Origin of the sequence: Streptomyces chilikensis (assembly GCF_001642695.1) — a bacterium.
GTDB classification, from domain to species: Bacteria; Actinomycetota; Actinomycetes; order Streptomycetales; family Streptomycetaceae; genus Streptomyces; species Streptomyces chilikensis.
The window spans coordinates 37,321-48,321 of record NZ_LWCC02000152.1 but is presented as its reverse complement, the minus strand read 5'-3'; the positions used below and the strand labels follow the sequence as shown (position 1 = coordinate 48,321).

General features: G+C 72.4%; 11 protein-coding genes and 1 pseudogene. 5 read left to right on the top strand and 7 right to left on the bottom strand.

The window, feature by feature from the left end:
* The coding region (locus tag A2U95_RS29560) for a dihydrolipoamide acetyltransferase family protein (protein WP_166028651.1) at nucleotides 1-1,024 on the top strand (1,024 nt) is incomplete at its 5' end.
* 104 nt (nucleotides 1,025-1,128) lie between these two features.
* On the opposite strand, the gene A2U95_RS29555 is transcribed toward A2U95_RS29560, so the two are convergent.
* The 3 genes from A2U95_RS29555 to A2U95_RS29545 all read right to left on the bottom strand — a co-directional run bounded on the left by A2U95_RS29555 (nucleotide 1,129) and on the right by A2U95_RS29545 (nucleotide 4,245).
* On the bottom strand, nucleotides 1,129-2,091 hold the full coding sequence (locus tag A2U95_RS29555; RefSeq protein WP_166028649.1) for a D-alanyl-D-alanine carboxypeptidase family protein: 963 nt from the start codon (nucleotides 2,089-2,091) through the stop codon (nucleotides 1,129-1,131).
* Nucleotides 2,092-2,266: 175 nt separating this feature from the next.
* On the bottom strand, nucleotides 2,267-3,598 hold the full coding sequence (locus A2U95_RS29550; protein ID WP_166028647.1) for an MFS transporter: 1,332 nt from the start codon (nucleotides 3,596-3,598) through the stop codon (nucleotides 2,267-2,269).
* Nucleotides 3,595-4,245, bottom strand: coding sequence for a GntR family transcriptional regulator (locus A2U95_RS29545; protein WP_166028645.1), 651 nt, complete (start codon nucleotides 4,243-4,245; stop codon nucleotides 3,595-3,597). The genes A2U95_RS29550 and A2U95_RS29545 overlap by 4 nt, the downstream gene beginning before the upstream one ends.
* Before the next feature lie 135 nt (nucleotides 4,246-4,380).
* Between A2U95_RS29545 and A2U95_RS29540 the strand changes: the two genes are divergently transcribed.
* Nucleotides 4,381-5,322, top strand: a complete 942-nt coding sequence (locus A2U95_RS29540; protein ID WP_166028643.1) for a D-alanyl-D-alanine carboxypeptidase family protein — start codon at nucleotides 4,381-4,383, stop codon at nucleotides 5,320-5,322.
* Here A2U95_RS29540 and A2U95_RS29535 read toward each other — a convergent pair.
* Nucleotides 5,312-6,136 (bottom strand): maleylpyruvate isomerase family mycothiol-dependent enzyme, encoded by an 825-nt coding sequence (locus A2U95_RS29535; protein ID WP_166028642.1) that lies wholly within the window; start codon nucleotides 6,134-6,136, stop codon nucleotides 5,312-5,314. The genes A2U95_RS29540 and A2U95_RS29535 overlap by 11 nt on opposite strands.
* Before the next feature lie 146 nt (nucleotides 6,137-6,282).
* On the opposite strand from A2U95_RS29535, the gene A2U95_RS29530 reads away from it, so the two are divergent.
* On the top strand, nucleotides 6,283-7,089 hold the full coding sequence (locus tag A2U95_RS29530) for a carbon-nitrogen family hydrolase (RefSeq protein ID WP_166028640.1): 807 nt from the start codon (nucleotides 6,283-6,285) through the stop codon (nucleotides 7,087-7,089).
* Nucleotides 7,090-7,182: 93 nt separating this feature from the next.
* Here the strand turns inward: A2U95_RS29530 and A2U95_RS29525 are convergent, their stop codons facing one another.
* The 3 genes from A2U95_RS29525 to A2U95_RS29515 all read right to left on the bottom strand — a co-directional run bounded on the left by A2U95_RS29525 (nucleotide 7,183) and on the right by A2U95_RS29515 (nucleotide 10,396).
* Entirely contained in the window at nucleotides 7,183-9,327 is a 2,145-nt protein-coding gene (locus tag A2U95_RS29525) for a YncE family protein (RefSeq protein WP_166028577.1), read from the bottom strand.
* Nucleotides 9,328-9,557: 230 nt separating this feature from the next.
* Nucleotides 9,558-10,061 carry an LURP-one-related/scramblase family protein gene (locus tag A2U95_RS29520; protein ID WP_166028638.1) on the bottom strand — a complete coding sequence of 168 codons (504 nt, stop codon included), beginning with the start codon at nucleotides 10,059-10,061 and terminating at the stop codon, nucleotides 9,558-9,560.
* A 56-nt stretch (nucleotides 10,062-10,117) separates the two neighbouring features.
* The gene (locus A2U95_RS29515) at nucleotides 10,118-10,396 is read right to left on the bottom strand and encodes a hypothetical protein (protein WP_166028636.1); all 279 of its coding nucleotides are present in this window, start codon (nucleotides 10,394-10,396) and stop codon (nucleotides 10,118-10,120) included.
* Between the two features lie 124 nt (nucleotides 10,397-10,520).
* Here A2U95_RS29515 and A2U95_RS29510 point away from each other — a divergent pair, with 124 nt between their 5' ends.
* Nucleotides 10,521-10,781, top strand: coding sequence for a GntR family transcriptional regulator (locus tag A2U95_RS29510; RefSeq protein ID WP_240958347.1), 261 nt, complete (start codon nucleotides 10,521-10,523; stop codon nucleotides 10,779-10,781).
* 71 nt (nucleotides 10,782-10,852) lie between these two features.
* A pseudogene (locus tag A2U95_RS29505) lies at nucleotides 10,853-10,990 on the top strand (thioredoxin-like domain-containing protein); the annotation flags it as partial.
* Nucleotides 10,991-11,001: the final 11 nt, after the last annotated feature.

Genomic DNA, 11,001 nt, shown 5'->3' with positions numbered 1-11,001 from the left:
CGCCGAGGCGCCCGCCGCCCCGGCGCCGGTCCCGGCCCCCGCGCCCGTCGCGGTCAACGGCCACGGCGCGGGCGTTCCCGGCGCGCCGGAGCGGCCGCTGGCGAAGCCGCCGGTGCGCAAGCTGGCCAAGGACCTCGGGGTCGACCTGTGGGCGGTCCGTCCGACCGGCCCCGACGGGATCATCACCCGGGCGGACGTCCAGGCCGCCGCTGCCGCCGCCGTGCCCGAGGTCCAGGCCCCGGCGCCGGCGGCCGAGGCCCCGCAGGCGGTCCGGGCCGCCGCGCCCGTCACCGCCGCGGCGTCCGCCGCGTCGCCGGACGGCGCGCGGGAGACCCGGATCCCGGTCAAGGGCGTCCGCAAGGCCACCGCGCAGGCGATGGTCGGCTCCGCCTTCACCGCCCCGCACGTCACCGAGTTCGTCACGGTCGACGTGACGCGGACGATGAAGCTGGTCCAGGAGCTCAAGCAGGACCCGGACATGGCCGGTCTGCGGGTCAACCCGCTGCTGCTGGTCGCCAAGGCCCTGCTGGTCGCGATCCGGCGGAACCCGGGGATCAACGCGTCCTGGGACGAGGCCAACCAGGAGATCGTCGAGAAGCACTACGTCAACCTGGGCATCGCGGCGGCCACGCCGCGCGGGCTGATCGTGCCGAACATCAAGGACGCGCACGCCAAGACGCTGCCGGAACTCGCGGCGTCACTGGGCGAGCTGGTGGCGACGGCCCGTGAGGGACGGACCGGCCCGGCCGACATGCAGGGCGGCACCGTCACCATCACCAACGTGGGCGTCTTCGGCGTCGACACCGGGACGCCGATCCTGAACCCGGGGGAGGCGGCGATCCTCGCCTTCGGGGCGGTCAAGCTCCAGCCGTGGGTCCACAAGGGCAAGGTCAGGCCCCGGCAGGTCACCACGCTTGCCCTCTCCTTCGACCACCGGCTGGTCGACGGCGAGCTCGGCTCCAAGGTGCTGGCCGACATCGCGGCGGTGCTGGAGCACCCGAAGCGGCTGATCACCTGGGCCTGACGGCCCTCCGGCCCGGTACGGCGGGGGCCCGCCACGCGAACGCGTGGCGGGCCCCCGTGCCGTTGCCGGCGGTGCCTTCGCCGGCGGTGCCTTCGCCGGCGGGCTCACCCCAGGCGGGCGAAGCCGTGGTTCAGCAGACGCGTGGCGTCGGTGGTGCGCTGCGCCGACGACGTCGAGGCCAGCACGGTGCCGATCACCGTCTTGCCGTTCCGGGTCGCCGAGAACACCAGGCAGTAGCCGGCGACCTGGCCCGAGCCGGTCTTCACGCCGGTCGCCCCGCTGTAGCTGCTGAGCAGCGGGTTGGTGTTCTTCCAGGTCGCCATGGTGCGGGTGGAGCCGCTCCTGGTGACGGTCTTCGCGGTGTACGACTTGGTCTTCACCACGGAGCGGAAGGTGGAGTTCTTCATCGCGTCGCGGGCCAGCTTGGTCAGGTCGCGCGGCGTCGAGTAGTTGGAGCCGTTGCTGATGCCGTCGAACGAGTCGAAGTGCGTGTTGGTCATGCCGAGGTTCTTCGCGGTGGTGTTCATCTTGCCGATGAACGACTTCACCCGCGCGTCCCGCGTCGTGCCGGTTCCGTACTTGTCGGCGAGCGCGTAGGCCGCGTCGCAGCCGGAGGGCAGCATCAGGCCGTGGAGGAGCTGGCGGACGGTCACCTTGTCGCCGACGACCAGGTTCGCCGAGGAGGCTCCCTTCCTGACCACGTAGTCCCTGTAGGCCTGCTGGATGGTCACCTTGGCGTCGAGATTCAGGTTCGGCTGGCTGAGCACCACCTTGGCCGTCATGATCTTGGTGGTGGAGCCGGTGGGCCGTCGGGTGTCGGCCGCCTTGCTGTAGGTGGTCCGGCCGTTCGCGCTCTCCATCACGAAGCCGCCCTTGGCGGCGATGCTGGGCGAGGTCACGCTCTTCAGCGGCGGCGGGGCCGCGGCGACGGCGCGTCCGGGCGAGCTGCTCACCGGAGCGGCGTGCGCGGGCGCCGCGGCGAGCGTCCCGCCGAGGACCATCGCGCCTCCGGTGACGAGGGAGACCGCTGCTCTGCGCAGGCGGCGGCTTCCGATGCCGGTCTTCACGTGGGGAACCCCCGGATGTGATGTGCCCCTGAACGCTCCCTGGGGCGGGGCGCCGCCGCGGGATACGGCGGTGCGTGATGTCCGACCGCCGCGGGGGCCCATAGGTTGCGCGGAGGCGGGGTGATTTTCCCCGCTTCCGGTTCCGGCTCCGGTGACGCGGGTGGCGGGGCGGGGGCTACGGCTTGTGGACCGCCGCGACGCGGCCCGCGGTCAGGTTGTCCCGTTCGCGGCGGGCCGCAGCCCGGCCCAGGCGGAGCATCTGGCAGACGCCGAGCGCCTGCACGGCGAAGACGACGCAGAAGGCGATCCGGTAGTCGTCGCCCGTGGCGTCCAGCAGGACGCCGATCGCCAGCAGCGTCGTCATCGAGGCGGTGAAGCCGCCGATGTTGGTGATGCCGGACGCCGTCCCCTGCCGTTCCGCCGGATTCGCCGGCCGCGAGAAGTCGAACCCGATCATCGAGGCGGGGCCGCACGCCCCCAGCACCAGGCACAGCACCGCGAGGAGCGCCAGCGGCGCCCGGCCGGGCCAGGCCAGCAGGATCGCCCACACCACCGCCGTGGATCCGATCGTGCCCAGCGCCAGCGGCAGCCTCGCCCCGTGCCGGCGGCCGATGACCTGGCCGTACACCATGCCGACGACCATGTGGGCCAGCACGATCACGGTGAGCAGCGTCCCCGCCCGGGTCCGGTCCATCCCCTGGTCCTCGACGAGGAACGGCATGCCCCACAGCAGCAGGAAGACCGTCCCCGGGAACTGCGTGGTGAAGTGGGTCCACATCCCCAGCCGGGTCCCCGGCTCCCGCCACGACGCGGCGATCTGCCGCCGCACGTAGGCGGCTCCGCGGTGCGGGACCCGCTCGGTGCCGTACCCGTCCGGGTGGTCCTTGAGGAAGAGCAGCGTCAGCACGAGCACCACCACGCCGCACAGCGCGCTGCCGACGAACGACGCCGTCCACCCGAACTCCGTCAGCGACCGGGAGAGCACCAGCGTGGAGACCACGTTGCCGCCCTGGCCTATCAGGCCCGCCAGCTGCCCGACCAGCGGCCCGCGCCGCGCCGGGAACCAGCGCGCGCCGAGCCGCAGCACGCTGAGGAAGGTGAGGGCGTCGCCGCAGCCCAGCAGCGCGCGGGAGAACAGCGCCATGCCGTACGACGGCGCCAGCGCGAAGCCGAGCTGGCCCAGCGTGAACAGCACGGCGCCCGCGACCAGCACCTTCTTGGTGCCGAACCGGTCCACCAGCAGGCCCACCGGGATCTGCATCGCCGCGTAGACCAGCAGCTGGAGCAGCGAGAACGTGGAGAGCGCGGAGGCGCTGACGTGGAAGCGCTCCACCGCGTCGAGGCCGGCGACGCCCAGCGAGGTGCGGAAGAGCACGGCGACGAAGTAGACGCAGACGCCCACCGTCCAGACGGCGACGGCGCGCGCCCCGCCCGGCGGGTCCATCGGCGGCACCGGGTTCCCGGCGCGCTCGGAGCCGGCCGCACGCGCGGCCGGTCCCTCGCTCATCGGGCCTCTCCGCGCGCCAGGTGGGAGAACCAGCTCACGTGCCCGTGCACGGCGGCGACCGCCCGGTCGGCGTCGCCGGCCCGCAGCGCCTCCAGGATCTCGCCGTGCTCGACCAGGGTCTTGGCGGCCCGGCCGGGGTGCGAGTGCATCACCGCGGCACCCATGCGCAGCTGCCGGTCGCGGAGCTGGTCGTACAGGTGGGAGAGGATCGCGTTCCCGCCGCTGCGGACGATCTCGGCGTGGAAGCAGCGGTCGGTGACCGCGGCGGCCACGTAGTCGCCGGCGGCGGCCTGTTCCCGCTGCCGCTCCAGCAGCTCCTCCAGACGGGCGATCAGCCGCGGCGAGGCGGGCACCGCCTTGCGGGCCGCGTGCTCCTCGACCAGCAGCCGGGTCTCCACCACGTCCGCGATCTCCTGCGCGGTGACCGGCAGGACCAGCGCGCCCTTCTTCGGGTAGAGCTTGATCAGCCCCTCCACCTCGAGCCGCAGCAGCGCCTCCCGCACCGGCGTGCGGGACACGCCCACCGCCTCCGCGAGCTCGCCCTCGGTCAGGAGGCTGCCTCCCTCGTACGTCCGGTCGAGAACTGCCTGCTTGACGTGGGTGTAGACCCGCTCGGCAGCGGGCGGTCGCTTCAACGGGACGGTCATGGCGACAGCTTAGATACAACACGGACGCACACCCAGTCCGTCTCACTGCCCGATACTCGTGCCACCGCCGGAAATCCGCACAAGGCGCACGTCGGCCGCATGCCGCGGTCATCGACCACCAACGGGGTTCATCGGATGACCATCAGCATGCCCGCCCGGCTCGCCGGACCGCTCGCCAGGACCCTCGTCGTGGCGACGGCCGCCGGAGCCCTGCTCGCCGCCGCGCCGGCGGCAGTGCCCGCGGCGCCCGCGGCCCCCGCGCCGCGGATCTCCGCGCCGGGCGGCTTCGTGATGGACGCGCGGGGAGGCGGGCGGCTCTTCGCCAAGGCCGCCGACGGCCGCCGGGCCACCGGGTCGACGGCGAAGATCATGACGGCGGTGGTGGTGCTGGAGGGCCGGCCGGACCTGGACCGGAAGGTGACGGTCCGGAAGGCGTACAGTGACTACATCGTGTCCCGGAACGCCTCCTCCGCCCGGCTGATCGTCGGCGACCGGGTGACGGTGCGGCAGCTGCTGTACGGGCTGATGCTGCCGTCCGGCTGCGACGCGGCGTACGCGCTGGCCGACACCTTCGGCAAGGGCTCCACCCGGGCCGCGCGGGTGCGGTCGTTCATCGGGCGGATGAACGCCACGGCCGGGCGGCTGGGGATGCGCGACAGCCGCTTCGACTCGTTCGACGGCATCAGCAACGGGTCCACCTGGTCCACGCCGCGGGACCTGGCGCGGCTGGGGGCGCACGCGCTGCGGAACCGGGTCTTCCGGACGGTGGTCGGCACCCGGACGTACACGGCCCGCACCGTCACCCGCGGCGGTGGGCAGCGCACGATGCCGCGGTGGACCAACACCAACCCCCTGCTGGGGTCCTACCGGGGCGCGCTGGGGATCAAGACGGGGTCGGGGGCCCACGCGAAGTACTGCCTGGTGTTCGCGGCGCGGCGGGGGGACCGCACGGTGGTGGGCGCGGTGCTGGCCGCCCCCTCGGCCGCCGCGCGGGCGGCGGACGCCAGGCGGCTCCTCGACCGCGCGTTCGGCCGGGCCGCCGCGGCCGCGCCGGCCCGCGGCGGGGCTACAGGGTGACGGCGAACTCCCGCAGGATGGCGGCGGTCAGGTCGAGGTCGCCCTCCTGCTTGACGCGGTCGGCGACCGCGGCGGGCTTCACCCGGCCGCAGGCCAGGAGGACGTAGGTCTCCCAGTCCAGGGTCAGGGTGGCCGCCGGGCCGAGGGCGGGGGCGGTCTCCACCGTGCCGCGGCCGCGGATGTCGACGCGGACCGTGCGCAGGAACTCCACCGGGCCGTGGACGTCCACGACCACGGCCGAACTGCGCGGCGCGCCCGCCCGCTCCGCGACCACCTCCGGCAGCGCGTCCAGCAGGACGTCACGGGCGACCAGCGCGCCCGGCGAGTCCCAGTTCCCCGGCACGCCGAGCGCGGCGCGCAGGTCCTGCTCGTGCACCCAGACGTCGAAGGCGTGGCGGCGCATCGACTCCTCCAGGGTGATCTCCCGCCCGAGGGGACCGCGCACCACGGCGTCCGGCTGCCGGGACTCGTTCCGCAGCTGCCGGTTGCGGCGGATCACCGTGTACTCCAGCTCGGAGGTCATCTCCGGCGCCGTGTGGTGCCGCCGGACGTCGACCTGCATCTCCATGTACCGCTGGTGCTCCGTCGTCACGTGGTACAGGTCGCGCGGCAGGGAGTGGATCGGGCGGGGGTCGCCGAGCATCTCGCAGTCCAGCCCGATCACGTGCGAGACGACGTCCCGGACGGACCAGCCGGGGCAGGGCGTCCGCCGGTTCCACTCGCCCTCGACGAGGTGCTGCACCAGCTCGGATATCGCCTCGATCGAGTGAGTCCAGGCGTCGGCGTAGGGCTGGAGGGCAGGATGCAGACTCACGGAACGGTACCCCTCGGGCGGTTGGTTCTCGGGCAGTGCCAGCGTCTTGGAGAGCTAAGTTACGCTGCGGGGAGGTACCCCGGCAGAGCTTTCGTGTGACGATCGTAGAGCGGGGTGGACGACTCGACGGCCAGGGCGGTGGTACGGTGCGCGCCTCTCTTCTCCAGATGCGTGTGGACGAGAGCGAATCGGTCCAGGAACGCCGTCTGCGGGCCTCCGCGCTGGTGCGCGAGCAGGCCGGCGCGGACCTGGTCGTCCTGCCGGAGCTGTGGACCACCGGGGCCTTCGCCTTCGAGGACTTCGACGCCTGTGCCGAGCCGCTGACGGGCCCCACCCACGACGCCATGTCCGCGGCGGCGCGGGACGCCGGCGTCTGGCTGCACGCCGGGTCGATCCCGGAACGGGCCGGTGACGGGACGCTGTTCAACACCGCCCTGGTCTTCGCGCCCTCCGGCGAACTGGCCGCCTCCTACCGCAAGATCCACCGCTTCGGTTTCGACAGGGGCGAGGCCGTGCTGATGGGTGCGGGCGGCGACCTGGTCACCGTCGAGCTGCCGGGGACCACGCTGGGGCTGGCCACCTGTTACGACCTCCGTTTCCCCGAGCTGTTCCGCGGGCTGGTCGACATGGGGGCGCAGACGCTGGTCGTCCCGGCCGGGTGGCCGGAACGGCGCCGCGCGCACTGGACGCTGCTGGCCCGGGCGCGGGCGGTGGAGAACCAGTGCTTCGTCCTCGCCTGTGGAACGGCGGGGACGCACGCGGGAGTTCCGCAGGCGGGTCACTCGATCGTGGTGGATCCGTGGGGCGAGGTCCTCGCCGAGGCCGGGGCCGGGGAGGAGGTCCTCACCGTCGACCTCGACCCGGCGCGCGTCGTGGCGGACACCCGCGAGAAGTTCCCCGCGCTCAAGGACCGCCGTCTGGGACTGGACACGCCCGTCCCGCCCGGCCCGTGACGGACGCCCGCCGGACGGCGCGACGCCGTGCCCCGAGGTCCGGTGCACGGCGTCGCGGTGCGTACGGGTCCGCGCGGGGCGGACCCGTACGCGTCAGTTGGTGAAGTACAGGTACTTCCAGGAGCCGTACGTCGTGGAGTTGACGTTGTCGCCGGACGAGCCGTTGATGTAGTTCGTCCGCACGCGGGCCTTGACCCCGGCCTCACCGGGGGACCCCAGGTTCACGGTGCGCTTGCCGCTGCCGTCGAGCTGGATGTACTCCGAGCCGCTGGAGTACCAGCTGCCGTTGTAGTAGATCTGCAGGTCGAGCCGCTCCGAGCGACCCGGGTAGTAGCTCATCGTGGTGCTGATGAGCGCGTCCTTGGTCTTGCGGAACCAGTAGTAGTTGTGCGAGCCGACGACGCCGGTCTTGTAGTGGCCGGAGACCGTGTTGGAGATCTTGACCTTGGCGTAGCCGACGGAGGTGACGGTCTTGGGCGCGTACTTGGCGTCACCCTTGAACACGGCGGTCACCGTGGTGTCCCGCTTCATGTCCACCACGGCGGAGATGTTGCCGCTGGAGTTGACGGTGCCCGACTTCACCAGCACGTTCGGCTTGTCCGAGCCGTAGGGGTTGGCCCAGATCTCGACCTTGCGGTTGGCGTAGGTCTTGCCGAGGTGGGCGGTGAACGTGACGTCCGCGCCGTACGAGTAGACCTTGCCGTTGTTGTTCAGGGTCAGCGACGTCGACGTGCGCGGGATGACCACGGTGTCGGACTTGACCACCGAGGTGTGCTTGGCGTCGCCCGAGTAGGTCACCCGGTAGACCACGTCACCGCCGGCCGCCGGCGTGTCCGTGAAGCTGAACGTGCCGTCCGCCTTGGCCGTCACCGTCGGGAGCGCCTTGCCGCTGGGGCTGGCCACGTCGATGCGGGCGACCTTCAGCTGCACCCCGGCCGGCAGCGGCACCGTGGCCGTGATCTTGCCGGTGACGGTGAGCTTCGTGCCGATGGTGCCCTTGGAGGGGGCGCTGACGGTCAGGGTCGGCACGTTGAGCTTGGGGCCGGTGAAGGCCTTCAGCGTGTAGGTCCCGTTCGAGCCGACCAGGGCGAAGAGCCGGGAGGCGTCCGGCGCCCACTCGACGTCGGCCGTGTCGCCGCCGGCGGAGAGGGTGCGCAGCGGCTTGGTGCCGTTGGGCGCGTAGACGGAGATGGCGTCGCCGAGGAAGCCGGCGACGGTGCCGTCACCGCTGATGTCGCCGTTGTAGCTGCCGGTCGGGTACGTGCCGGCGTCGGCGAACGCGCCGTTCGCGTACGACAGCCGCTTGTTGCCGTTGACGAGCACCTGGGAGGCGCCCGGCACCAGGTCGACGTCGTTGACGCCGTAGGTCAGCGAGTAGTCGCCGTTGTGGTGGGCGACCAGCTCCGGCGTGCCGGAGGAGACGTCCAGGACCGAGACGGAACCGGTGCTGATGCCGGCCTCGCCCATGGCCAGCAGGCCCGGGGACGAGGGGTCGGTGTCCAGGACGGCCGGGTCGTACCACAGCGAGGAGTGCGGGGAGAGCCCCATCCTCACCTGGCCGTCCTCCTCGGAGGCCGCGGAGAACTCACCGGCCGGTGCCGCCGCGGTCGGCTCGACCGGCGGCTCGGCGGGCTCCGCGGGCGGTTCGGTCGGCTCGACCGGCGGCTCCGTGGGCTCCACGGGCGGCTCCGTGGGCTCCACGGGCGGTTCGGTCGGCTCGACCGGCGGCTCCGTGGGCTCCACGGGAGGCTCCGTGGGCTCGACCGGCGGCTCCGGCGCGGTCCAGTCCGGGTCGATGGACCCGAGGTTGCCGTCCCACTGGTCGCCGTAGCTGAACCAGACCTTGCCGGCGGTGAAGGCGATGCCCCTGGGACCCTCGGTGGTGTCGATGGTCCAGCGGTTCTTGACCGCGAGCGTTCCCGCGTCGAGGGCCACGACCTCGTGGCTGCCCTCGGCCGCGGCGTACAGGGTGGAACCGTCGTCGGAGAGCACCAGACCGGTGACGCCCGGAACGCCGGAGACCCGCTTGATCAGACCGCCGGACCAGTCGGCGGCGGTGATGGTGCCGCCGCTCCGGTCGGCGACGAAGACGCGCTGGAGGCCCGCGTGGGCCACCATGCCGCCGGGTGCGGCGACGGAGGCCGCGGCCGAGGCGGTGCCGGCCGCGGTGACGGTCAGTGCCGCCGAGCTGAAGAGGACGGCGAGAGCCGTCGCAGTGGAGATGCTGCGCCTGCGCACAGGTGGTGTACCCCCCAAGGGACCCGGTGATCGCCGGGCACGAGGATCGCGCGACAACACACACGTGACACCGCCATCGAGTGGCGCGTGATGCACGCGGGGCGCGACTGCCGGGGGCAGCATATGACGTGGCTGTGACAAGCGCACAGTGGGTTTGCCCTCAGGATCTCCACAGCCTCGACCGATCCTCCTCCCGTCCCGTGGCCGGCGGGGCGGCGCCGGCCCCCGCCCTACTCGTCGCCGCCCGCGCCCTCCTTCTCCGACAGCTGGACCACGCAGATGGTCACCGCGGCCAGCAGCGCGGTGTCGGCGTCCTCGCGGACGATGTCGATGCCGTAGGTGTCCCTCACGGTCAGCCAGCGGCGGGAGATCACCGCGAGCACCTCGCCCCGGTGCTCCACGACGAACTCGCGGTCGGCGATCCTGCCGCTGACGTCCATCTCCGTGCCGTCGGCCATGGTGACCTTGTAGTGGTTCCGCAGCAGCGACAGCGACTTGCGGCGGACGGTGGCCAGCGCCTCGCCCTCGCGCTCGATCGTCATCGTCCCGCGGAGGGCGACCACCTTCTTGCGGATGACGAGGAGCACCTTGTCCGTACGGCCGTGCTTCAGTTCGAAGGTCGCCCGCAGCCGCATGGCCTTCCCGTCGACCAGATAGATCTTGTTGCCGTGCTCGTCCTCGATCCAGTAGTCGTCGCCCACGGCGACCAGGCGTTCGCGCACCACGAGTCTCATGGGGGTGGAGTTCCCCGCGGAGCGGCCCGGGACGCGGCGAATACACCGAACGGCCGTCAGAGGCCGAGCCGGGTGCCGCGGGAATCGACGACGTCCAGGGCGTCCCGCAGGCACTCCGTGAGGCGGCGGCTGACCCAGGTGGCCTCCAGCAACGTCATCCGTCCGGAGGCGAGCATCTCGCCGGCCAGCGCCAGCACGACGGCGGCGGTCTCGAGCTGCTGGGCCTCCACGGCGTCCGCGAGGCGTGAGACGGGCCCACCGTCCCCGGACAGGTACGCCGGCCTCCCGTCCTCCGTCCACGGCAGCCGCCGCAGCGGTGCGTCCTTCTCCGTCACCGGGGCTCCTCTCGTCGGTCCCACCGTGACAACGACAGGGAGAGAGGTAGGTAGTGGTGGGTAGTGGTGGTGGGTAGTGGTGGTGGGTAATGTGTAGTGGTGCACGGTCGCATACAGTCACCGCGTGGACAAGATCAATCCGGACTCGCCCCAGTACGTCTACGAGCAACTGGCCTCGATACTCGAGGCGAAGATCACGTCGGGCGAGTATCCGCCGGGAACCCGGCTGCCGGGCGAGCTGGCGATGACGCACCACTACGGCGTCGGACCGGGGACCGTCCGCCGCGCCCTGGCGATCCTGCGGGACGCGGGCCTGGTGGTCACCCGGCCCGCCCGCGGGAGCTTCGTCGCCGACGAGCCGCCGGGGGAGCGCCCCAGCCCGTAGCGCCCCCTCGCGGACGGGCGAGGTGGACGGGGCCCGGCAGGCCCCGGACACCCCCGTGGCACTCTTGAAGGATGAACGACTCCGCGCCCCGTCGCGCCCGCGTTCGCGCCCCCGAGCTGATCGGCAAGGGTGGATGGCTGAACACGGGCGGTAAGCAGTACAGCCTCGCCGACCTGCGAGGACGTATCGTCGTCCTCGACTTCTGGACGTCCACAACGGA